The 23,398-nt window shown below is 60.3% G+C and carries 22 protein-coding genes; 14 read left to right on the forward strand and 8 right to left on the reverse strand.

The features are described from left to right. Positions 1–15 precede the first annotated feature (15 nt). Positions 16–612: an SCO family protein gene (locus tag BJ928_RS07855; RefSeq protein WP_052227922.1), complete on the forward strand. Its 597-nt coding sequence runs from the start codon at positions 16–18 to the stop codon at positions 610–612. A gap of 136 nt (positions 613–748) precedes the next feature. Next, positions 749–1,117: a copper homeostasis periplasmic binding protein CopC gene (copC, locus tag BJ928_RS07860; protein WP_047635653.1), complete on the forward strand. Its 369-nt coding sequence runs from the start codon at positions 749–751 to the stop codon at positions 1,115–1,117. A gap of 94 nt (positions 1,118–1,211) precedes the next feature. Here the strand turns inward: copC and BJ928_RS07865 are convergent, their stop codons facing one another. After that, complete coding sequence (locus BJ928_RS07865) at positions 1,212–1,868, reverse strand: TetR/AcrR family transcriptional regulator (RefSeq protein ID WP_047635655.1); 657 nt, start codon at positions 1,866–1,868, stop codon at positions 1,212–1,214. Positions 1,869–1,991: 123 nt separating this feature from the next. On the opposite strand from BJ928_RS07865, the gene BJ928_RS07870 reads away from it, so the two are divergent. Beyond that, positions 1,992–3,185 carry an HlyD family secretion protein gene (locus BJ928_RS07870; protein ID WP_082011985.1) on the forward strand — a complete coding sequence of 398 codons (1,194 nt, stop codon included), beginning with the start codon at positions 1,992–1,994 and terminating at the stop codon, positions 3,183–3,185. A gap of 38 nt (positions 3,186–3,223) precedes the next feature. Further along, on the forward strand, positions 3,224–4,804 hold the full coding sequence (locus BJ928_RS07875) for a DHA2 family efflux MFS transporter permease subunit (RefSeq protein ID WP_047635658.1): 1,581 nt from the start codon (positions 3,224–3,226) through the stop codon (positions 4,802–4,804). Positions 4,805–5,493: 689 nt separating this feature from the next. Here the strand turns inward: BJ928_RS07875 and BJ928_RS07880 are convergent. Both BJ928_RS07880 and BJ928_RS07885 read right to left on the reverse strand, forming a co-directional pair. Then, complete coding sequence (locus BJ928_RS07880) at positions 5,494–6,831, reverse strand: sigma-54 dependent transcriptional regulator (protein WP_047635659.1); 1,338 nt, start codon at positions 6,829–6,831, stop codon at positions 5,494–5,496. Then, entirely contained in the window at positions 6,828–8,582 is a 1,755-nt protein-coding gene (locus BJ928_RS07885; RefSeq protein WP_047635661.1) for an ATP-binding protein, read from the reverse strand. Before BJ928_RS07885 ends, BJ928_RS07880 begins: the two co-directional genes overlap by 4 nt. Positions 8,583–8,937: 355 nt before the next feature. Here BJ928_RS07885 and BJ928_RS07890 point away from each other — a divergent pair, with 355 nt between their 5' ends. From BJ928_RS07890 to BJ928_RS07910, 5 genes are all read left to right on the forward strand, one after another. Beyond that, positions 8,938–10,263 carry an MFS transporter gene (locus tag BJ928_RS07890; RefSeq protein WP_052227924.1) on the forward strand — a complete coding sequence of 442 codons (1,326 nt, stop codon included), beginning with the start codon at positions 8,938–8,940 and terminating at the stop codon, positions 10,261–10,263. Between the two features lie 282 nt (positions 10,264–10,545). Continuing rightward, positions 10,546–10,914, forward strand: coding sequence for a response regulator (locus BJ928_RS07895; protein ID WP_047635662.1), 369 nt, complete (start codon positions 10,546–10,548; stop codon positions 10,912–10,914). A 531-nt stretch (positions 10,915–11,445) separates the two neighbouring features. Further along, on the forward strand, positions 11,446–12,693 hold the full coding sequence (locus BJ928_RS07900) for an oxalate decarboxylase family bicupin (protein ID WP_047635664.1): 1,248 nt from the start codon (positions 11,446–11,448) through the stop codon (positions 12,691–12,693). A 162-nt stretch (positions 12,694–12,855) separates the two neighbouring features. Beyond that, positions 12,856–13,953: a carboxynorspermidine decarboxylase gene (locus tag BJ928_RS07905; protein ID WP_047635666.1), complete on the forward strand. Its 1,098-nt coding sequence runs from the start codon at positions 12,856–12,858 to the stop codon at positions 13,951–13,953. A 36-nt stretch (positions 13,954–13,989) separates the two neighbouring features. Then, complete coding sequence (locus BJ928_RS07910; RefSeq protein ID WP_047635668.1) at positions 13,990–15,228, forward strand: saccharopine dehydrogenase family protein; 1,239 nt, start codon at positions 13,990–13,992, stop codon at positions 15,226–15,228. Between the two features lie 75 nt (positions 15,229–15,303). Here the strand turns inward: BJ928_RS07910 and BJ928_RS07915 are convergent, their stop codons facing one another. Further along, a complete protein-coding gene (locus BJ928_RS07915) occupies positions 15,304–15,585 on the reverse strand; it encodes a hypothetical protein (RefSeq protein ID WP_047635722.1) in 282 nt (93 codons plus the stop codon). Positions 15,586–15,861: 276 nt separating this feature from the next. Here BJ928_RS07915 and BJ928_RS07920 point away from each other — a divergent pair, with 276 nt between their 5' ends. After that, positions 15,862–16,149 (forward strand): hypothetical protein, encoded by a 288-nt coding sequence (locus BJ928_RS07920; RefSeq protein ID WP_147413892.1) that lies wholly within the window; start codon positions 15,862–15,864, stop codon positions 16,147–16,149. A gap of 119 nt (positions 16,150–16,268) precedes the next feature. On the opposite strand, the gene BJ928_RS07925 is transcribed toward BJ928_RS07920, so the two are convergent. The 3 genes from BJ928_RS07925 to BJ928_RS07935 form a co-directional block, all read right to left on the reverse strand. Beyond that, positions 16,269–16,862, reverse strand: a complete 594-nt coding sequence (locus BJ928_RS07925) for a hypothetical protein (protein WP_047635673.1) — start codon at positions 16,860–16,862, stop codon at positions 16,269–16,271. Between the two features lie 139 nt (positions 16,863–17,001). Beyond that, positions 17,002–17,634: a PQQ-binding-like beta-propeller repeat protein gene (locus tag BJ928_RS07930; protein WP_047635675.1), complete on the reverse strand. Its 633-nt coding sequence runs from the start codon at positions 17,632–17,634 to the stop codon at positions 17,002–17,004. 48 nt (positions 17,635–17,682) lie between these two features. After that, positions 17,683–18,903 carry a hypothetical protein gene (locus BJ928_RS07935; RefSeq protein ID WP_047635677.1) on the reverse strand — a complete coding sequence of 407 codons (1,221 nt, stop codon included), beginning with the start codon at positions 18,901–18,903 and terminating at the stop codon, positions 17,683–17,685. Positions 18,904–19,024: 121 nt separating this feature from the next. Here BJ928_RS07935 and BJ928_RS07940 point away from each other — a divergent pair, with 121 nt between their 5' ends. Together BJ928_RS07940 and BJ928_RS07945 are read left to right on the forward strand one after the other, a co-directional pair. Then, a complete protein-coding gene (locus BJ928_RS07940; RefSeq protein ID WP_047635679.1) occupies positions 19,025–19,822 on the forward strand; it encodes a thioredoxin family protein in 798 nt (265 codons plus the stop codon). Continuing rightward, on the forward strand, positions 19,822–20,106 hold the full coding sequence (locus BJ928_RS07945) for a hypothetical protein (protein ID WP_047635681.1): 285 nt from the start codon (positions 19,822–19,824) through the stop codon (positions 20,104–20,106). The genes BJ928_RS07940 and BJ928_RS07945 overlap by 1 nt, the downstream gene beginning before the upstream one ends. Before the next feature lie 12 nt (positions 20,107–20,118). Here BJ928_RS07945 and BJ928_RS07950 read toward each other — a convergent pair whose 3' ends face one another. Beyond that, positions 20,119–20,931 (reverse strand): helix-turn-helix transcriptional regulator, encoded by an 813-nt coding sequence (locus BJ928_RS07950; protein ID WP_047635683.1) that lies wholly within the window; start codon positions 20,929–20,931, stop codon positions 20,119–20,121. Between the two features lie 187 nt (positions 20,932–21,118). On the opposite strand from BJ928_RS07950, the gene BJ928_RS07955 reads away from it, so the two are divergent. Beyond that, positions 21,119–22,210 (forward strand): ABC transporter ATP-binding protein, encoded by a 1,092-nt coding sequence (locus BJ928_RS07955; protein ID WP_047635685.1) that lies wholly within the window; start codon positions 21,119–21,121, stop codon positions 22,208–22,210. Positions 22,211–22,232: 22 nt separating this feature from the next. Next, positions 22,233–23,396, forward strand: coding sequence for a spermidine/putrescine ABC transporter substrate-binding protein (locus BJ928_RS07960; protein WP_047635687.1), 1,164 nt, complete (start codon positions 22,233–22,235; stop codon positions 23,394–23,396). Positions 23,397–23,398 lie beyond the last annotated feature (2 nt).

Below are 23,398 nucleotides of genomic sequence, written 5' to 3' on the forward strand. Positions count from 1 at the left end.
AGAAGGAGATACTCCATGTCAAACACATCTCGCTTTGCCAAAATGGCGATCGCCGCCATAGCAGTCATCGCCGCTGGGGCCATCGGCTATGCAACATTCCTGATGATGCCGCGAGCGCAGGCTGCTGGCAGCATCGGTACAGCCTTCACGCTCACGGACGACCGTGGACAACAGATTACGGAAAAAGCCCTCGCCGGACATCCCTCGCTTGTCTATTTCGGCTACACGCATTGCCCGGACGTCTGCCCGACGACGCTCTACGACATGTCGGGCTGGTTCAAGACGCTTGGGCCGCAGGCCGACGGGCTCAAGGCCTATTTCTTCTCCGTCGATCCGGAACGCGACACGCCTGAGGTCATGCACAGCTACACCGGCAATTTCACCGACCGGATTACAGGCATCACAGGCAATCTCGATGAGATGCAGAAAGTCATCAAGGGCTGGCGGATCTACGCCAAGAAGGTACCCAGTCCGGACGGCGGATACACCATGGATCATACCGCCTCCGTGCTGCTGGTCGATGCCGGCGGCAACCTTAGAGGCACGATCGCCTATCAGGAAAACAACGATGTCGCCCTGCAGAAGATCCGGAATCTGCTGCTGCAGAACTAGTTCCGTGGCGCACAGGCGCCAGCGGAAGACGAGAATTCCGTACGGCCCACCCGCCGGCGGATAGGGGCGATCGACCGATCGCCGTCACCCGATCCGCAGGTTACCCGCGGGTCATCAACATGATGAGGAAATCAGAATGCCCCCGATCAAGAAGTTGCTCCTCGCCGCTGCCGCCATCAGCATCGCTTTCGCCGGCGAGGCCTTGGCACATGCCCATCTCAAGTCCGCCGTTCCGGCGGTCGACGGCGCCGTCAAGACCGCGCCATCGGAACTCGATCTCACCTTTTCGGAAGGTCTTAACCTGAAATTCAGCGGCATCAAGGTGACCGGGCCCGATAAAGCGGCGGTCAAGACCGGCGAGGGCATGCTGATGAACGATGGCACCACGCTGATGGTGCCCGTGACCGACAAGCTTGCGCCCGGCAAATACACGGTCGAATGGCACGCACTCTCGACGGACGGCCACAAGACCAACGGGACCTATGGTTTCACCATCGCACCTTGACGTCCGGAAGCCGTCCGCAACGACGCGGGCGGCTTTACCTTCCGGACGATGGCATCCGGCTCGATGTGACGTATCCCGCCAGACGCTGGCAGACTCAGGCTGAGCCGGAAATAGAACCCTGCAGGAAGATCGCCGCGCACTCCGTCGCGCGGGTTCTGATCTCTTCGTCGTCGGGCGCCGGACGCTGGCCCAGCATGACGGCCCGCTGCGGTTCCATGGTCATCATGCCCCGGAGGAAGCCGGCGGCAAGGGAGATGTTTTCGATTCTGATCGCTCCCTTGTCGCGCTGGCTGCGCAGCCAGCCTTCAAAGACTGCGGTCGTGGCGACGATCGCCCGCTGATAGAACGATGCCGCGATCTCCGGAAAACGATCGGCCTCGGCAATGGCGAGGCGATTGATGGCGATCGTTTCCGGGTCCAGCGCCAGGCGACCATAGGCAATCAGGATCTGTTCGAGCCCATGGTGTAAATCCGGGTGCTTGAGCAGCCCTTGATCGACTTCGACGTTGAAACGGCCAATGCGATCCGTAATCACCGCATTGAAGATCTCGCCCTTGCTTTCGAACAGCCGGTAGACCGTCTTCGTCGAGACGCCGGCTTCCTGAGCGATGTCGTTGATGCAGGACGAAGCATAACCCGCCTCCAGAAAATGTTTGCGCGCGGACGAAAGCACGATCGCTCGGGTGTCGTCATCGCAGCGGACCTGAGGGCGCCCCCTTGGGCGTTTCGTGGTTTTTTGATTTAGGACCATAGATATTTTCCAAAATCTAGTTGACTTGCACTTTATAGCGCTTATTTTGGAAAATATCAAGTTTCCAAAATGAACTTGGCCGCTACCCCTGCCCGGCAGCGACCGTCTGTCAGGAGCAAGTACATGGCTAACAATCTGCATATCGTGACACCCGAAGGGGCCTCCGGCAAAACGCAGGAGAGCATCGAGTCAAAGGCCAAGGACGGATTAGTCGCCGATCCCCGTCCCGAAGCGCCGAAGGGCGAGGCAAGCGCCAACACGACAACGGGTCGTGGCAAGACGCCCCGCCGACTGATGTACGGCGCCGGCCTGATCGCCATCATCGCCGCGGCGGGCTATTACGGGCACGACTACTGGCAAAACGGCCGCTTCGAGATATCGACCGACGATGCCTACGTGCAGGCGGACAACAGCGCAATCGCCCCGAAAATCTCCGGCTATCTGGCCGAGGTCCTGGTCAAGGACAACGAGGTCGTCAAGGCCGGCCAGCCACTCGCGCGCATCGACGATCGCGATTTCCGCGCAGCGCTCGACCAGGCCAGAGCCGATGTCGCCGCAGCGCAGGCAACGATAGAGGCCGATCAGGCCTCGCTCGATATCCAGCAATCGACGATCGCCGCGGCCCGTGCGACACTGGACGTGGACAAGGCGAATGAGACTTTCGCCGAACAGAACAACAAACGCTATACCAGCCTTGCCTCAAACGGCTATGCGGCCGTGCAGACGGCACAGCAGGCAGCCTCGCAAATCGCCTCGGCCCAGGCCACCATCGTCAGGGACACCGCGACGCTGGAAGGCGCCATCAAGCAGGTCGCGCTCCTGAAGGCCCAGGTCGCACAGGCAAATGCCGCTCTGCAGAAAAACCTGGCAATCCAGCATCAGGCCGAATTGAACCTCTCCTATGCGACGATCGTCGCCCCGGTCGATGGCACCATCGGCAATCGCACCCTGCGCATCGGTCAGTATGTTCAGGCCGGAACGCAGCTGATGTCGCTGGTGCCGACCGATCAGGCCTATGTCGTCGCCAACTACAAGGAGACGCAGCTGACGGATGTTCATCCCGGCCAGCCTGTCGATATCGAAGTCGACATGTTCCCGGGCAAGGTCTTCCACGGTCACGTCGACAGCCTCGCGCCAGCGAGCGGCCAGGAATTCGCACTGCTGCCGCCGGACAATGCCACCGGCAACTTCACCAAGGTCGTGCAACGAATCCCGGTGAGAATAGCTCTGGACCCGCAGACCATGGATAGCGGTGAGCTGCGCCCCGGAATGTCCGTCGAGCCGAGCATCAACACGAAAGCAGGCGCCGCGCACTAAAACTGCCGGCGGGAGCCCCCACCATGTCAACGACTACAATGGACGGCCGTCCGATGCCGGCCGCTGCGGCACAGCCGCGCGCATCGACAAGAGAGTGGATCGCAGTGTTGGCCGGCATGATCGGCGCCTTCATGGCGATCCTGAACATCCAGATCACCAATGCCTCGCTTCTCGACATCGAGGGCGGCATCGGCACGGGTGTAGACAATGGCGCCTGGATTTCGACATCCTATCTCATCGGCGAAATCGTCGTCATTCCGCTCACGGCCTATTTCAGCAGTGTCTTCTCGTTTCGCCGTTATATTCTCGTGAATTCGGTGCTGTTTCCGCTGTTTTCGCTGTCCTGCGCCTTCGCGCACGATCTCGGCACGATGATCGTGCTGCGCGGCCTGCAGGGTTTTGCCGGCGGCGTGCTGATCCCGATGGCCTTCACCATGGTGCTGACGAAGCTTCCGAAGCCGCAGCAACCGTTGGGGCTGGCGATCTTCGCGCTATCGGTCACCTTCGCACCGGCCATCGGCCCGACAATCGGCGGCTATCTCACTGAAAACTACGGCTGGCAGACAATCTTCTTCATCAATGCCGGACCGAGCGCCATCATGGTGGTGGCGCTTGCCCTGACGCTGGACAAGCAGCCGATGCAGCTCAAACTGCTGCGCGAAGGCGACTGGGCCGGCATCGTCACGATGGCCATCGGCCTGTCGGCGCTGCAGACAGTGCTTGAAGAAGGCAACAAGGACGATTGGTTCTCCTCGCCTTTCATCGTTCGCCTGAGCATCGTCGCAGCCGTGTTCCTGACGCTCTTCATCATCATCGAGCTCAAGGTTTCCAAGCCGCTGGTGAAATTGCAGCTGCTGAAGCAGAGAAACTTCGGGCTTGGCGTGCTTGCGAACATCCTCATCGGCGTCGCGCTGTTCGGAACCGTCTATATCCTGCCGCAATATCTTGGCCAGGTGCAGAAGTACAATGCCGAGCAGATCGGCAACGTTCTGGCCTGGACGGGTCTGCCGCAACTGCTTCTGATCCCGCTGGTTCCGCTGATGATGAAGCGGGTGGATGTGCGCTGGCTGGCCTTTTTCGGCATAGCGGTCTTTGCGCTCAGCTGCTTCATGAACGTCACGCTTTCGGCCGACAATGCCGGCGATCAGTTCTTCTTCCCGAACATCGTCCGTGCAATCGGCCAGGCCTTCGTCATCACGCCCGTCACCGCGATCACGACCGCCGGTATTGCTCCGGCCGACGCAGCCGCCGCCTCGGGCCTGACGAATATGCTGCGCAATCTCGGCGGCGCGGTGGGCACGGCCTCCCTCGGCACCATTCTGACGAAGCGCGAACAGTTTCACTCCAACATCATCGGTCAATCCGTGACCCTCGCCCGCGATGAGGTTCGCGAACGCATCGACCAGATGACCGGCTACTTCCTGTCGCATGGTGTCTCGGACCATCAGGTGGCCCAGCAGAAGGCAGTGATCGCCCTCGGCCAGATCATCAAGAGACAAGCGCTGATCATGGGCTTCAGCGACACCTTCGCCGTTATCGGCGTCGTCCTCGCCATTGCCGCGATCACCGTGCTGTTCACCAAGCGCCCTCAGGCAGGTGGCGGCGCTGGCGCTCACTAAGCCAGCCGGCTTCAGGCGCACGCAATGACGCGAGCATACGAACGAGGCGTGCGCCTCCGCCATGAAGATCATGCGGTGCCTCGATGGCGTTCGGAAACTTCCGGGCGCCATCGTTCGATTCCTGCCTAGCCTGCCGAGCGGAGACAAAGAGGCGACAGCGGATCATCACGATCAGCTTGCTCCATGCACGAGCCGAGGCCGCGCACTGTCTTGGCCGGAAGATAGGAGAAACGGTGAACTGAAGAGGCAAATCGCTGCTGTGCTGGGATCTTCAGGCGCCCGAGACGGCTACCTGTTCATGTCTTCGACCACCCAGCGAAAAAATAAAAGTATGACGGCAGCAAATAGTAATAACTGCATCAGTTTAGGTATATCAAGCATATCATAGCTCTCTAATTTAAACGCTGCATCATGCAGACAAGCTACAATATCGGGGTATGTATTAATTATCTTCTATGGTCGCGCAGCATAAATTATGATTAATACACAGTTAATCTAGTTTATACACCATAATCATTTGAAATTCAGATCTACACTACACTCAATACGCGCTGCCACGTCAGGTTGGGCAAGTGACACTATACCCGTTCGAAGCAATTCCGGCACGACGCGGAGCAACCTTTGTCGCGAACTACGCGAAAACAAGACGATAGGGCATTTCGGCAATCCCGTCTAAAAGCGGAGATACTCTAATTCACTCCGCTTCCGCCATGTGAACCATCTCGTTTACGATAGGCCGATGGATTAATGCCGTGGCGCTGCAGACGGGCATAGAGGCTGCGACGCGGCAGCTTCAGTGCCTGTGCGACGTCTGCGATATCTCCTTCAAACCGCTCCAGCGTGGCCCGCAGAACGTTCACCTCGAACTGGTCCATCTGATCGGAGAGCCCCAGTTCCGGGGGCGGCCGGATCTGAGCGGAGGCAAGCCCAAGCGCCACCTGTGTCGCATAGTTGCGCAGTTCTCGGACATTGCCCGGCCAATCGTCCGTCAGAAATCGTGCTTCCATGGCGGCGTCGATGGGCGGACGCGGCACGCCGAGCTGGCGCGCCGTCTCGTCGAGAAAAGCGCTGAACAGCAACCCTATGTCGGCGCGACGCTCCCGCAGCGGGGGAATGCGAATTCGCACGGTTTCCAACCGATAGAGCAGATCGGCGCGAAAACGATCTTCGGCGACGAAAGAATGCAGATCGCTCTTCGTGGCCGCCACAATGCGCAGATCGACGGGAGCCGGCTCGCCGCCCGCAGAGGGCAGCTCGCGCTCTTCGACAACACGCAGAAGCCGCCCCTGCAGCAAGGATGACATACTGTCGATCTCGTCGAGAAACAGCGTGCCGCGATCGGCCTCGGCAATGCGCCCTCGCCGGACACGGTTTCCGAACAAAGTTTCGTCGGCGATCGCGTCCGGCAGGGCAGCGCAATCGACCGCAACGAAGCTGCGGCCACGCCGCCTGCTCCAGCGATGGATGAGACGGGCAACGAGCTCCTTGCCGGTGCCCGTTTCGCCTTCGACCAGAACATCCACATCAGCGCTTGCGACTTGCCGGATCGTTTCACGCAATCGTGCCATGACCGCCGACTGGCCGAGAAGCGGCGACGCATCCTCGGCCTCGGCGGCGGCCTGCCGCAAACGCCGATTTTCCAGCACCAGCCGGCGCGTCTCCAGCGCCCGCCGCACCGACGCGATCAGATGATCGGTGGCGAAGGGCTTGGCGATGAAATCATAGGCGCCCTGCTTCAACGCGCCGACCGCCATGGCGATATCCCCATGACCAGTCATCAGGATGACGGGCAAATCCGGGTCTCGCGCCAACACTGCTTCCAGCAGATCGTGCCCATCGATGCGCGGCAAACGGATATCGCTGACGATCACGCCCGGCAACGTGGTCGCAAGGCTCGCCAGCGCCGACTGCCCGTCGCCGTGGGTTTCAACTTCGAAGCCGGCGATGACGAAGGAATCGGCAAGCGCGGCATTGAAGGGGCCGTCATCTTCGACCAGGAGAACTTTCTGCTGTGATTGTAGGGTCATGCCCGCCTCATCGTGATTACGAAAGCCGCGCCGCCGAGCGGCGACGGACCTGTTGTCAACGATCCGCCGAGATCGCTCATGATGTCCTGCGCAATCCCGAGCCCAAGCCCGAGCCCATCGGGCTTGCCGGTCACGAACGGGCGGAATATCTGCTTGGACAGCGCCGGATCGATGCCAGGGCCGTTGTCGGCGACGGTCAGCGTCACCACGTCCTTCGCCGCGATATCGACAAGTACGGCGACGTGCGGATCGGCGATATCGGCAACGGCGTCGATGGCATTCTGCAAGAGATTGACGATGACCTGTTCCAGCCGCACCCGCTCGGCAAACACATGCGGCTGCCCCTGCGCCGGAAGATCCAGCTTTGCTCCCGCCTTGCGAAACCGGTTTCCGACGAGCAATAAAGCCCCGGCAATGATGGCATCGAGCGGTTCTGCCCCGGCCGCCTGCCGTCCCCGGCGCGAGAACCGCCGCATCTCCTGCGTAATCGTGCCGATGCGCGCCGTCACCTCGACTGCGGCATCGAGATTGGCGCCGACGCGATCGAGGCGATTGGCCGCAAGATGGTGACGGGCATTCTCGGCAAGCGTGCGGATCGTCGCGACAGGCTGGTTGATTTCATGCATCAAGCCCGCCGTGATCGAGCCGACGGAGGCAAGCCGATTGGCCTGGGCGAGCTCCTCGCGGGCATCGCGATAGCGATCTTCGGCGCGGGCGCGTTCGGCCATCTCGTCGCGCAGCTCGGCCGTGCGCGCCGCGACGGCCTCCTCAAGCGCTCGCCGGTCCGCCGCAGCACGCGCAGCGCGGGTCATTCGCCACCAGATCGCAGCCGCGACAACGGCCAACCCCAGAATTGCGGGCAAGGCCAGCAGCCAGGCCTTAGCCCATGCGTCCTGCAACGCCGTGCGGGTATCGAGAAGGTGCAGGAGACGCAAGCGCGTACCGACGACCGGCTGCTCTGCCGCAATCATGATCCGACCTCGCGGACCGCGTATGCGACCAGCATCCTCGGCGCGATAGTTCCCTGGGCCAAGTGCCGCGTCGCGATATTGGCCGCTCGCGACGATGCCGGCCCGGTCTTCCGGCGACAGGGGTGCAAGCGCGGTCAATACCTGCGACGGATCGGATGCGGCCAGGATGATCTGGTGCTCATCGACGACCAGCGTCTCGCCGGGATCGTTCGCCCAGATGCGTGAGACGGCATCGAACTCGAATTTGACGACCACGACGCCTGCTGGAGCCGCGGCGTCACCGACCCTGCGGGCCAGAAACAGTCCCGGCCTGCCGCTGATTGCTCCCGCGCCATAATATTCCGCCGTGCCATCTTTCAGCGCCTCGGAAAAATAGGGACGGAAACTGAAGTTCTTTCCGACGAAACTGTCTTCTGTGCCTGCATTCGAGGCGGCAATGACAAGTCCCTTTTGATCGACCAGGTAGATGATGTAGGCGCCAGTTTCACGGGCCAGAAAACCGAGCTTTTCGTCAAGCCGGCGGGCCGCATCGGTCGTAGGGCTTGCAAGCGCTTCGCCGAGATCGCGATACTCGCCGAGAACGATGGGAAGAAGCCGGAAGCGCGCCAGTTCGCTGTCAAGCAAGCGACTATGCTGTGCCGCAAGTCCACTCGCCTCTACGCCCAGGCGCCGAAGCGCATCCTGACGCGAAAACAAAAGAGCCGCATACCAAATAGCGGCCGCCGCGGCGAAGCCAATCGCAGTCAGCAGCACAATTCGCTTGATACCAGAACCTTTCATTTGTGCAGAATATTGCACAAATTGCGAAATGGCTATGCATAATCTTGCGCAGATTATCTCGCAGAGCGGCCCGGAATCCGGGGAAAAATTAAATATATCAATATGGTATTCCGCCCACTCCCTGAACCTCGTGCCGCTCTCCATCCCCACGTATCAATGCAGGTACTGGGAGAGTGGTCCTCAACACGCAGAAAGAGCCGGCTGTCAGCCGGTCAACCGGCATTACCGGCGCCGTCTTGAAGAGATCGGCTGGTGGCCGTCGGAATGCATACGGCCTCTCCCGGCGAACCCGTCGTCCGCAGCGAATAACCGCTCGGCCACGACGACCAGAAGCAAGAACGGGAGGAGAGGCACAATGCTGAAGACACTACAAGATCCCATTGCAACGACTGCAGCGGCGGAAGCGGCCGAACGGCGCAAACGTCTGAAATCGATCATCGGTGGCTCCACCGGCAATCTGGTCGAATGGTTCGACTGGTATGTTTATGCCGCATTCGCGCTTTATTTCGCACCGCATTTCTTCCCCGCCGGCGACCAGACGGCGCAGTTGCTGAATTCGGCAGCGGTGTTTGCCGTCGGCTTCGTCATGCGGCCGATCGGTGCCTGGATCATGGGGCTCTATGCCGACCGCAAGGGCCGCAAGGCCGGTCTCGCTCTTTCGGTGACGCTGATGTGCGCCGGCTCGCTGATTATCGCGCTGACGCCGGGATACGAAACGATCGGCGTCGCAGCGCCCGCGCTTCTGGTTCTCGCACGCCTGATGCAGGGCCTGTCCGTCGGCGGTGAGTACGGCGCCTCGGCGACCTATCTCTCCGAAATGGCCGGTCGCGAACGGCGCGGCTTCTTCTCGTCCTTTCAGTACGTCACGCTGATTTCCGGTCAGCTACTTGCCATCGCCCTGCTGATCCTGCTGCAGGCCGTGATGACGACGGAAGCGCTGAACGCCTGGGGATGGCGCATTCCCTTCTTCATGGGAGCGGCGCTTGCGGTCGTGGTCTTCTGGCTGCGTCGCGGCCTTGCCGAGACCGAGAGCTTCAAGAACGTGAAGGCAAGCGATACGCAGAAGTCCGGTTTCTGGATGCTCATCACCCGGCATCCAAAGGAAACTGCGCTCGTCATGCTGCTGACGGCCGGCGGCACGCTCGCCTTCTACGCCTATTCCATCTATATGCAGAAATTCCTGGTCAACACCTCCGGATTCAGCCGGGAAACATCGAGCGAGATCAACGCGATCACGCTATTCATCTTCATGCTGCTGCAACCTATTGCCGGCGGGCTTTCTGACAAGATCGGCCGCAAGCCGCTGATGATCGGCTTCGGCATCTGCGGCGTGCTGTTTACCTATCCGATCTTCTCGGCACTCGAAACCACGAGAGATCCAATCATCGCGGGACTGCTGGTCATGGCCGCGTTGGTCATCGTCACCGGCTACACCTCGATCAACGCTGTCGTAAAAGCGGAGCTGTTTCCCGCCCACATCCGCGCTCTCGGCGTCGCGCTTCCCTACGCCCTCGCCAACACGCTCTTCGGCGGCACGGCCGAATTCGTGGCGCTCAAATTCAAGAGCAGCGGTTGGGAACAGGGGTTCTATTGGTATGTGACAGCGATGATCGGCATCTCGCTCATCGTCTATCTCTTCATGCGCGATACCGCCAAGAACAGTGCCATCCAGGAGGATTGAGAGGGTCGGTTCGGCAGAAAGATTGCTGCCGACGCGCGCTCGACCGAATAGGATCGGCGGGACATCCATGATGTTCCCGCCGATCGTCCTTTGCAGCTTGCATCATAGTCCGCGCCATTCCATTGTGGATGACGAAGGCATATTCGACGGGTCTCGTCGTCCCGAGCACAAAAGACGGCCAAATCTGTGCGAAACCTGTATCTTAGTATGATATCCCTGGATCAAGCTTAGGCGCATAAAGGCTTATCGGACTTAGAAAGGCAGTCAGAAAAGGTCGCATTATTGCCCCCAGTTCCCACCATAGCCATTGTCGATGACGATCACGCCATTCGCGAAGCGATGGACGATCTCGTCAAGTCTTGTGGCTACGAGTCCCAACTGTTTGCGTCGGCGGAGGAATTCCTGGCGTTCGAGCAGCCGTCGACGATCGACTGCATGCTGATCGATGTGAAGATGCCGGGTCTGAGCGGCATCGAACTCCAGGCCGAACTCAACAAACATTCGAAGCATCCGCCGGTAATCTTCATAACGTCCCACAAGGACGAACGGACGCGCAGAACGGCCATGAGCGGCGGCGCTTTCGCCTTCCTTGGCAAGCCGGTCGATATCGAAAAGCTGATCGGCTATCTGGAGTCGGCGCTCGGTCACTAACGGCTGAAGCAACGTGCCGCATCCCAGCTGCCCACCCCGGGTTATCCGCCTCTATCGTCTATCCCACCATCGTCATGCTTTATCGCGGCTCTTTCGACGCACGAAAAGGCTCCGGCCGACCGACGCGAGGACTCGCGTCCCGACACGAATACATACTTTTCGAGAAAGCAGCCTAGACCTACGTCTAGGTGTGCGTCCGCCTCTTCGGTTGTAGCTTTTGCTCATCACATTCGGGAAGAGGAGCATGCAATTGTCCGGCTTCTTTACAGAGACCACCATCTTGGCTCGACCACTTGCCGATACCGGCGTGCGGTATGGTGTCCGCAATCCCGCTCTGTCGACAAACGCCCCCATGTCCTCCGGTCACTTAGCCTTCCAGCGGCATAGACCGGATCGGGACATTACCTTTCGCCGCCGCCGCCTCTCGGCAACCCCAAAAAACGGGATGCTTTACCGGCCGGTGCCGGTGTCCGGCTGCCGAGGCGCGGTCTCCGGCGGGATAAACCTATCAACGTCAAAGGAGTGATAGCAATGGATTCTCTGTCAAGACGCTCAGTCCTGGCCCTTGGAGCCTTGGGAGGCGCGGCAATCGCGACGGGTGCCGCCCAGGCGGCGGCCTTCGGCAATCCCGATCAACCGGCGGAAGGTGCCATCAACGCCAATCCGGCCGGCCTCTCCGATCCCGGTCCGAAAAACCCCGCGCTTTACGAGCAGTTTCCCTCCTTTCAAAGTCCGCCCGCAACCGACATCGGTGATATGCAGCTGTTCTGGGGCTCATTCAACAATGCCACCAAACGCATCCAGAACGGCGGCTGGGCGCGTCAAGTTACCAAGGCCGACTTCGCCATTTCCGAAGCCGTGTCGGGCGTCAACATGCGCCTTGGCCCCGGCGGCATTCGCGAAATGCACTGGCATCGCGCCGCCGAGTGGGCGATCATGACCAACGGACGCTGCCGCATCACCGTTCTCGACACACAGGGACGCGCCTATGTGCAGGATGTGGGCGTCGGCGATCTCTGGTACTTCCCGGCCGGCTTCCCGCACTCGCTGCAGGGGCTCGGTCCTGACGGCTGCGAATTCGTGATCGTCTTCGACCAGGGCGACCAGTCCGAATACAATACGCTCTTGGTGACGGACTGGTTCGCACACACTCCGCCCGATGTACTCGCCAAGAATTTCGGCGTCCCTCAGGATACATTCAAGAATATTCCACTGCAGGATCTCTGGATATTCCAGGGCAAGGAACCAGGCCCGCTCTCGGCCGACCAGGAAGCCGTTGCTTCGGCTGGCCTGCCGCCCTATCCCTTCACCTACAAGCTGACCGCGTCCGCGCCGATAAAGCAGAACGCCTCAGGCATTCTCCAGCTTGCCGACAGCAACACGTTCAAAGTCTCAAAGACGATCGCCGCGGCCATCGAGACGATTAAGCCCGGTGGCGTGCGCGAGATGCACTGGCATCCGAATGCCGACGAATGGCAGTACTGGATCAAGGGCGAGGGCCGCATGACGGTCTTCGATTCCGGCCCGCGCAGCCAGACCGCCGACTTCCGGCCCGGCGACATCGGCTATGTCAAGAAGAGCCAGGGCCACATCATCGAGAACACCGGCAAGACGGATCTGCAATTCGTCGCCGTCTTCAAGGTGGCCGAGTATCAGGAAATCGGTCTGTCGTCCTGGCTCACCCATACGCCGCCGGCTCTCGTCGAGCAGCATCTGAACATCACCGCTGCCGATATCGCCAAGTTCCCGTCCGATCAGCCGGGCATCGTACCTGAATGATGCTCGCTTCCGTGGCGCAACTGCCCGCGGCGTTTCCACCCATTGCAAACTTCCTCCCAGGAAGCCCTTCGGTCGGCATCAAGGTGCCGGTCGGAGGGTTGATCATTGTGCTCAACTGCGGCAATACCCCCTCGACAGCAACGAGGACTAAGACCGCGCGAAATGCTCCAGACACCTTACTACCTGATCGACAAGGCAAAACTCCTGCAGAATATGGAGAAGATTGCCTATGTGCGGGAACGTTCGGGCGCAAAGGCGCTGCTCGCGCTGAAATGCTTTGCCACCTGGGCAGTCTTCGACCTGATGCGCGATTATATGGATGGCACGACCTCCTCGTCCCTCAATGAGGTGCGCCTCGGCCAGCAGCGCTTCGGCAAGGAAACGCATGCCTATTCGGTCGCCTACGCCGATTATGAGATCGACGAGGTCGTGTCTCACGCCGACAAGATCATCTTCAACTCCATCAGCCAGCTGGAACGCTTTGCCGACAGGGCTTCAGGAGTTGTCCGCGGCCTACGCCTCAATCCGCAGATCAGCTCCTCGAGCTTCGACCTTGCCGATCCCGCCCGCCCCTTCTCACGGCTTGGCGAATGGGATGCCACAAAGGTCGAGGGGATGATGGACAGAATCAGCGGCTTCATGATCCATAACAATTGCGAGAATTCGGATTTCGGTCTGTTCGACCGCATGCTCGGCGAGATCGAGGCGAAATTCGGCACCCTGTTGAAGAAAGCCGAGTGGGTCAGCCTTGGCGGCGGCATCCATTTCACCGGCGAGAATTATCCCGTCGACGCCTTTGCCGATCGCCTGAGCGCCTTTTCGCAGCACTATGGCGTGCAGGTCTATCTGGAGCCCGGCGAAGCGTCGATCACCAAATCGACGACGCTGGAGACGACGGTCCTCGACACGCTCTACAACGGTAAGCACCTCGCCGTCGTCGACAGCTCGATCGAAGCGCACATGCTCGATCTCCTGATCTACCGCGAAAACGCCAAGCTTCGGCCGAATGCCGGGCCGCATCGCTATATGGTCTGCGGCAAGTCATGCCTTGCCGGCGATATCTTCGGCGAGTTCGATTTTGAGCAGGAGTTGAAGATCGGCGACCGTATCTCTTTCCAGGATGCGGCGGGTTATACAATGGTCAAAAAGAACTGGTTCAATGGCGTGAAGATGCCGGCGATCGCCGTCAAGGAACTTGACGGCACCATCAGAACGGTTCGCGAATTCACCTACGCGGACTATGAGCAGAGCCTCTCCTGAGGCTTATCGAAGGGATAGAAGGAGATATCCGATATCATGAAGAAGAACGTCCTCATCATCGGCGGCGGAGGCGTCGCCCAGGTGGTGGCGCACAAGTGCGCCCAGAACAACGATGTCCTGGGAGACATCCACATCGCCTCGCGTACCAAGGCGAAATGCGACACAATCATCGAGAGCGTGCATGAAAAGAAGGCGATGAAGCAGCCGGGCGTGCTCGAAGCCCATGCACTGAACGCGCTCGACATCGAGGCGACCAGGGAACTGATCCGCAAGACCGGTTGCCAGATCGTCATCAATGTCGGCACCGCTTTTCTCAACATGTCGGTGCTACGCGCCTGCATGGACACGGGCGTGGCCTACATAGATACCGCGATCCACGAAGAGCCCGGCAAGATCTGCGAGACGCCGCCGTGGTACGGAAATTACGAATGGCAGCGGGCAGCGGAATGCGCCGACAAGGGCGTGACCGCCATCCTGGGCGCCGGCTTCGATCCGGGCGTGGTGAATGCCTATGCGCGCCTTGCCAAGGACGAGTACCTCGACACGGTGACGGATGTCGACATTGTCGACATCAATGCCGGCAGCCACGGCAAGTATTTCGCCACGAACTTCGACCCGGAAATCAACTTCCGCGAATTCACCGGCGTCGTCTATTCCTGGCAGGACAATCAGTGGCAAGTGAACAAGATGTTCGAGATCGGTCAGGAATACGACCTGCCCGTCGTCGGCAAACGCAAGGCCTATCTCTGCGGCCATGACGAGGTTCATTCGCTGGCGAAGAACATGGGTGGCGCTGACGTACGCTTCTGGATGGGCTTTTCCGATCACTACATCAATGTCTTCACCGTGCTGAAGAGCATCGGGCTTCTGTCAGAACAGCCGATCAAGACGGCGGAAGGCCTCGATGTCGTTCCGCTGAAGGTGGTCAAGGCCTGCCTGCCCGATCCGGCGTCGCTGGCGCCGCAATACGAAGGCAAGACCTGCATCGGCGATTTCGTTAGGGGTCTAAAGGACGGCAAGGAACGGACGGTCTTCATCTACAATGTGGCCGACCATAAGGAAGCCTACAACGAAGTGGGCAGCCAGGGCATTTCCTACACCGCCGGCGTCCCGCCGGTGGCCGCCGCCATGCTTGTCGCCAGCGGCGAGTGGGATGCGAAGAAGATGGTAAATGTCGAGGAGCTGCCGCCAAGGCCCTTCCTCAACATCCTCAACCGGATCGGCCTGCCGACCTATATCCGCGACGAAGAGGGCGAGCGTCCGCTCAATTTCTAAGGCGCGCCTTTGCGCGTCAATCTGATAGAGCTAGGCCCCATGCTTTCGGGCCTAGCTCTCGAATGCTCACAGCCTTCAATGCACCAGCTCGCGGCTTTTCTTGCGCCCGTTCAGGAGATGAATGAAGGTAATCCCCTGCTCCAGCAGGAGTTCGGCGGCTTTCAGATCGTTCGGGCCAAGATCGGACGAACAGCCGCGCAGATTGCATGCCAGAAACAGCGAATTGGTAGCGGCAAGCGCATCGCCATCCTCCTCGGCCTCTTCTGCGGTGGCCTGCAGTACATCCGCGACCGCCCCCATCAGGTCGGCCCGCTCCTGCAGGTTCATTTCACCAAGACTTTTCGTGATGTCATCCATGATCTCTCCTTGGCGCGCACGAACAGTCACGACATCGGTCGAGATCGGCGCAGCTTGCAACTTGGAAACGATTGAAATGCGGTTGATGACTGAAATATGGCAATGAACGCCGGAAGCGGCAAGGCATGGCTTCCATGCGGAGGGCGCATGGCAGCCCATGCGCACTGTTCCGCAGACACGCGAAGACGCGAGCTGCTTGCCCGATTGCTTCCAGAGCGGTTCAACGTTTCATGAAATCTCTGAACCACTCCAAGCGCGATGGGGATTCATCTTGAATTGATGACAGCTGCGGCGAAATGGATGATAGCACCGCTTATGCCGTGTGAATGGGAAGGTCATGATCTCATCTGCGTCAACATGGCTGATGTCGTATGCAGCAGTTTTGAGGTAGTGCTCCCCACGATAAATGTGTCAAGTAATAGCTTGGAAGTATCCAAAATGTGGGATTGGTTCCCTTTAGTCTTCTTTCCGCTCAAGGTTCTCGTGTTAGGCACGGGCATGTTCTTCGCCATCAAGTGGCATCGAGATCAAGAGAAGAAGAAAAACGAAACCAGCGGACCGTAAACAGCTGCCGAATACGCCCTTGACGCCTCGGATTAAGTGTTTGGTCCCGGGTTTTGGTGGTGCATTGTTTTCGCGCAATTCCAGACGGAAAGCCGCTGCGCACTTCTCACGGAATTGCTCTAAAGCCGCGCGATCCAGTCGTGATCCGGGTGCAGCTTTTCCAGCCATCTGCGTAAGTCATCTCTTTCCGAAGCGGCAAGCCTGGGTAAGGCGAGATCGAAATCCTTCTCATCCTTGTCGCGCCGGTGCTTGGCCTTGAAAAGCAGGATCGCGGCCGGAGCAAGAAAGGGAAGACCGTCACTGGTCTTGCGGATCATAGCACTGCGGGGCATCGTCAATGAAAGGTCGCGCTTATAGACCCAGGTCGCAGGCGTGCCGCGTTCGGGCATCATGTCGACGCGCCAGCGCCCCTCCACCGGGTCGGCGCCCCAAAGCTGCGCAACATGCGCTGCCGGCGGCACCGATGACGGAAGATAATCGATCTGGCCATCGACAACCGTGAAGAATGTGAGCTTCCCGAGCAGTGAGCGGGCACGCTCGATATCTTCACGAAGCACGGCAAATTCCAAATCCTCATGATCACGCGTCTGCCGCCCATGCCACAGGTCCAGCGCCCAGCCGCCGACGACATACCAGTGAATATCCGTGCCAAGCCGTTTCATCAGCTCGGCCGGATGCCACGCATTCCAGGCTTCTTGGGGCAAGGGTCTCATGGGATCGGATGCCTATCGGATGATATTTCCTTTCCCATAGACCTTTGGCCGCCTCGAAGAAACTGCCTCTCTCGCAGATAGACTTAAGACATGCGACGCGACATGCCGAAGGCACGTCCGCAAGTGTCGAGGCGGTCGGTTAGCGGGGACGCCGGAGCGCTCGCACTTTTCCGCTGCCGCCACCACCGGCATAGAAGCGGTCCTTACCATCGGATTCGAGGCCGGAGACACCAGCACCCTCGGGCATTTCGAGCCGCTCCAAAACTTCGCCGGTCACCGGATCGACGCGCCTTACATCGCTTTCGTCACCCTCCCAGGTGCCGTGCCATAGCTCGCCATCGACCCATGTCACGCCGGTGACGATACGATTGGATTCGATGGTGCGCCTGATGCCGCCGGTCTCGGGATCTATTTCGTAGATCCTGCGGCCCCGATGCTGCCCGACCCACAGGCTGCCATCGCTCCAGGCAAGACCGGAATCGCCGCCATTGCCCGGTGCGGGAATGGTCGCGACGATCTTGCCCGTCTGAGGGTCGACCTTGTGAATCTTGTCTTCGGCGATCTGATAGAGATAGCGGCCGTCAAAAGCCGTGCCGGCATGAGAGGCGATGTCGATCGTGCGCACTTGCTCGCCGCTTTCCGGGTTCAGGGCATGCAGCTTTTCGCCGGAGGCGAACCAGACGTGCTGCCCGTCGAAGGTGACGCCGTTTACGCGCGGCGCGTTGTCGAAGGGACCGTATTCGCGAATGATTTCCGCTTGGGACCTTTTCATGCTTCCATCCTCCAGTCGGGATCGGTTTGTTGTCGATGATGCGGGAGCCTAGTCGCTCGGCAGTGGGCCCGGGAGTAACAATGTTGTCGGGAAGCCGACGACTGGCGGCATCATCCAACGGCGCGCTCGGCCGTTGCCAACGCTCTGTACGACGCCTTCTGCCGCAAGCGCCTCAAGAGCACGCTGCACCGTGCGCGGACTTGTCGCGAGCGCAATCGACAATGCCGAACTCGACCAGGCTTCTCCATCCGAAAGAAGGGCAAGCAGCGAGGCGTTCTCGATCTCGACGGGTGGCGCAAGAACAACCACGTCGCGCTTTCCGCGCGAGATCAGAGCGAAGCCGTGCTGTGTCGCGCTGATCTCGGCAAGCGGCTCCAGGGCGGCGCGGAGCCTCCCGATTTCGACTCTTAATCGTGCCCTGTGAGATTCATCGGCGTGGCGGGCGCGAAATGCCCGAGAGAGCAATAGTGCGCGCGGCGCATCGGCTGGCGCCGCCTCTGCAAGCACGCGTGCCAGGGCAAAAAGTACGGGCCGGCTCGCAAGCGATATGATGTCTGCGCCGCTGCGCACGACGTTTCGACAGGCGTCCATGACCAGAACATCCGACGTCAGAAGCGTCTCGACCTCGTCGAGCGACACCAGCCTCTCGCTCCCTTGCGCGAGCAGACGGGCGGCCGGTTCATGCAGAATGCGCGTGGCATCGCTCACCTCGATTGCAAGAGCGGGGATGCCCGACTTGAGAGCTGCTTCTGTGGCTCGCGCGAAGGCGGCACGGGCCGGTTCGATACGAAGGCGGCGAATGGCGATGCCGGCGACTGCCAGTTCATGGCTTGCCCTTGCGGCGGGCGGCAGCGGCGATGGATCGAGTTTCGTCGACAGCCGCTCCGCTTCGTCCAGATGGCCGATCAGCAGCAGCCGGCGTATCTGCAGATTGCGGGCATGGGCGGCGTTGATGCGATCGCCATGTTTCTCGAGAACGGCCCGCGCCGTCTCCAGTGCCTTTTCCGGCCAGCCGAGATCTCGCGAGACAAGGGCGATCTCAGCTTCGGCCACCACGCAACGAGCGCGGGCGACAGCCTCGCGCGGACCGAAGGCACGCGCCGCGCTCTTCAAAAGCGTCTTTGCACGGACGAGATCGCCGAGCTGTGCCATGGCGATGCCGCGCAGCGCCAGCGCCGGCCCGTCGTCGCGCAGTGCCACGCGCTTCAGCGCGCCCAACGCATCGCCAGCAGCAAGCGCCTGAGCCGCCGCAACGATCAGCGAGTCCATCGAAATCCCGTCACACTTGTAACTCCCACCCGTTGGGCCTCCAGCCGTAAGGTATCGCATATCGGCCGGCAAGATACAGCGCCGACAGGACAAACCTCACAAAGGCAAGAGGAGACGAACCATGACGATGCATAAGACAGGAACGCGCAAGGAATGGCTTTCGGCACGACTATCCCTGCTGGAACAGGAAAAGGAGCTGACCCGGCGCAGCGACGAGATTGCCGCCCGCCGCCAGGAATTGCCCTGGGTGAAGGTGGAGAAGGATTATCGCCTTGAGACCGAGAGGGGCGAGGTTCCGCTCTCGGCCCTTTTCAAGGGTCGCTCGCAGCTTCTCGTCTATCATTTCATGTTCGGACCGGATTACACGGCCGGCTGCCCGTCCTGCTCCTCGATCGCCGACGGCTTCGACGGCATCGCCGTGCATCTTGAAAATCACGATGTCGCCTTCTCGGCTATTTCCCGCGCACCACTCGCAAAGCTGCAGGAGTTTAAGCGGCGGATGGGCTGGACCTTCGATTGGGCTTCTTCTGCCAACAGCGATTTCAACCATGATTTCAATGTCTGGTTCACGCCTGAGGAACAACGCGGCGGCGGCATCGAATACAACTATCGCCGCGAACCGCCGATGCCCGACGCTCAGGCGGGCAAGACGATGCAGCAATGGGAACTGCGTGGCAGCGAAGGCCCGGTCGCACAGATCGCCTCGATGACGGGAACGGATATCGCGACCTATACGCGCGACCGGCCGGGCGTCAGCGCCTTCGCCATCCAGAACGGCGATATCTACCACACCTATTCGTCCTATGCCCGCGGCCTCGACGGTCTCTGGGGCATGTATCAGTGGCTCGACCGCGCGCCGCTCGGCCGCAACGAGACCGGCGTCTGGTGGAAGCATCACGATCGGTATGGAGCAAACTGATGTCTAGCTCATCCGAAAACAATGAAAGGGTCGGCGGCTATGCCGCCGTCCCTGCTCTACCCGCCAACGCCAGCCGGTGGCTGGCATTGGCGGCAGCGCCAAGCTTCGCCTTTATGACTGCCCTATCGGCCTATGGCGCAGGCGGCGACATGATCTGCTCGGCGCAGGACAGTCCGATGCTCAGCGGGATGGTGCCGATGTATCTGCTCATGAGCCTCTTTCATTGCGGCCCGTGGTTAAGGCTGCTCACAAGAGAAGGGCATGACGCTCGCGTGTCGGACTAAGTCGCCGAGACGCTAGGCTAGATTCTTCAGATAGAGCGAGAGCAACTGCGTCTGAGAGGAAATGCCGAGCTTGCGGTAGACATTGCGACGGTGAACCTTCACCGTACCGGTTGAAATATTGAGCTTCAACCCGATGGATTCCGACGAGTGTCCCTGCAAGACGAGATCAACGATCGCAGTCTCTCGGCTCGTCAGATTGAGGTCCCGCCAGACGGCTTCGGCTGGTGGGACGGTTTCGTTCTCGCCCTTTCTGCGCCGGCTTCTGCTGCCGGCGGCCAACTGCGCATCGAAGCGCGAGGCGAGGCCCGACCAATAATGCCTGACCATGCTTGCGACGAGCGGCTCGACCTTCTTCAGCGTCATGAATTCCGCGGGCGGGAAAACACCGGTCTTCTCACGCCGCATCAATGACAGGACGATGGTGATGTCCTCGTCGGCATTGACGAAGAAGCCGATTTCCTCCGCAAGCCCCGTCTGCACATAATAGGTCCGGTAATATTCGCTGGAGAAGAAGCGATCCGGCGCCAGCTCGCGCATCCTGAGCACGCCTTCCCGGCGGCCGCGGGCCGTGTGGTAGAATGGATCCAGCAGATAGGGGCCGGCCTGGTAGAGCGTGACGAAGACGACATGCTCCTCGCGGTCGAAAGTGCTGTAGAGATCGATCGGCCGTTCCTTGCCGCGATAGGCGAAAACGACGACGTAATCGAACCGCACCAGCGCCGCCATCATCTGGCGGAACGTCTCCCCGAACTCGGCATCCGCCATCGTCGATCGGCCGATCGTGGCGTTGAAGGCGGTAAACAGTCCTTCAAGGTCGGTGCTCATATGACGGGTCCCCTTTGCCGCCCTGCACAGTTCAGCGCAGCCCCTATATACACCTTCCACGAACCTCTTTGCGCGAAAATACCTCTTTCGGGGTATATACCTCGCAGGAAGCCCGGGCTTACTCTTTCTTTAACGACGGTGGCAATAAGGCAGATCAAAGACTGCCGACCAACCGCAGGGAACAGACGTGGCATCCGCTTCAACGAACGATATCGAATTCCGTTCGGTCACGAAGAACTATGGCGCCGTGACCGCCGTAACGGACATCAATCTCAATGTGCCCAAGGGCGCGTTCCTGGCGCTTCTCGGGCCTTCCGGCTGCGGCAAGACGACGTGCCTGCGCATGATCGGCGGCTTCGAACAGCCGAGCGAAGGAACCGTTTTGATCGACGGGCGCGAGATGAACGGCGTGCCAGCCTACCGGCGCCCGGTCAACATGGTCTTTCAGCACTATGCGCTGTTTCCGCATTTCAACGTCGCACAGAATGTCGCCTATGGGCTGAAGCAGATGCGGCCGAAAGTCGGCGCTGCCGAAATCGACCGGCGCGTCGCCGAAGCGCTGGAGATGGTTCGCCTCGGCGGCTTCGCCAAGCGGCGCATCCATGAAATGTCGGGCGGACAGCAGCAGCGCGTCGCGTTGGCGCGCGCCATCGTCAACCGCCCCTCCGTGCTCCTGCTGGACGAGCCGCTCGCCGCCCTCGACAAGAAGCTGCGCTCGGCCATGCAGATCGAGCTTCAGACGCTGCAACGCGAACTCGGCATTACCTTCGTTCTCGTCACTCACGATCAGGAAGAGGCGCTGTCGATGGCCGATATCGTCTGCGTGATGAGCGCCGGTCGCATCCGCCAGCTCGGCACGCCTCAGGAGGTTTATGACCGTCCCGCCGATCTTTTCGTCGCCGATTTTGTCGGCAAGACGAACCGCATAGAAGCGACGATGGAGGCTGACGGCGAAACGCTTCGTCTTGCAGACGGCTCCGCGCTTTCGGCGGGCAAACGGCTTGCGCCGGGAGCGGCCATCGCCGCTCTCCGCCCGGAGGCGATCCATCTGAGCCGCGACATGGCCGCATCAGGCATGTCCTTCAAGGGCACGGTGACCCACCGCATCTTCCTGGGCTCCTCGGCCGAATATGCGGTGACCGTTCCGGGGCTGGGCGATTTCCTGATCACCTCGGATCGACGCAGCATGAACGAGAGCGATCTCGTGGGTCCCGGCGAGGAAGTCTTCCTCGGTTTCGATCCCAAGACCTTACATGTCTTTCCAGCATCGAATGCATAAGCCAAAACAAGGGAACAGCATCATGAGCAAGGATTACAAGGACAATCTCCCCATCTCGGCCGAAGGCTTCATGGACGAATTCATGCGCCTGAAGCGCGGCTCCGTCAGCCGTCGTCACTTCCTGAACATCACTGGCCTCGGCCTTGCGACCGCGGTACTCTCGCGTTTCCCCGGCGCGCTCTCGACGCCCGCCTATGCCGCCGGCGAACTCGGCACGCAGATGTCGATCGCCACCTGGCCGAACTATCACGACCCCGCGACCTTCGAGAACTTCAAGGCCGCGACCGGCGTCGCCGTCGAGGTCAACGTCTTCGGCTCGAACGAGGAAATGCTGGCAAAGCTCCAGGCCGGGGCCTCCGGCTGGTCGCTCTTCGTGCCGACCAATTACACGATCTCGACCTATCACAAGCTCGGCCTCATCGAGGAACTGGATCTTTCCAAGGTTCCGAACTTCAGCCAGACAACGGAAAGCCCACGCTTCACCAAGGAAGGGCAGATCGACGGCAAGACCTATGCCGTGCCGAAAAACTGGGGCACGACCGGCTTTTCCGTGAACACCAAGAAGATCAAGAAGACGCTTACAAGTTGGAAGGATTTCTTCGAAATCGCCCAAACCGATGCCGATGGCCGCGCCATGGTGCATGATTACCAGCTGACCACCATCGGCAGCGCGCTCGTTTCCCTCGGCTACGACTTCAACTCGATCAAACCCGAAGAGCTTGCCAAAGCCGAGGAGCTGCTGATCAAGGTCAAGCCGCATCTCTTCGCCATCAACTCCGACTACCAGCCCTCGATGCGTTCGACGGACGCGTGGCTGACGATGTGCTGGACCAATGACGGCGCGCAGCTTAACCGTGACATGCCCGAGCTTGCCTATGTGCTTGGCAAGGACGGCGGCGAGATTTGGACCGACTACTACGCCATTCCGAAGGATGCGCCGAACAAGGCCGCCGGCTATGCGCTTCTCAACTATCTCATGGACCCGAAGAACGCCGTGAAGGAGCACATCGCCAACGGCGCGCCGACCACTGACAGCCGCGTCATCGCGCTGCTGCCGAAGGATATCACCTCGAACAAGATCGTCTATCCGGATGAGGCCGCCCTGACACCGCTCGAATTCGGTGCCGCCGTTACGCTCACCGACCCGAGCCGCGCCGAGCTGATGGCACGCTTCAAGTCGGCCTGATC

The organism is Rhizobium sp. WW_1, from assembly GCF_003610155.1.
GTDB classification, from domain to species: domain Bacteria; phylum Pseudomonadota; class Alphaproteobacteria; order Rhizobiales; family Rhizobiaceae; genus Rhizobium; species Rhizobium tropici_A.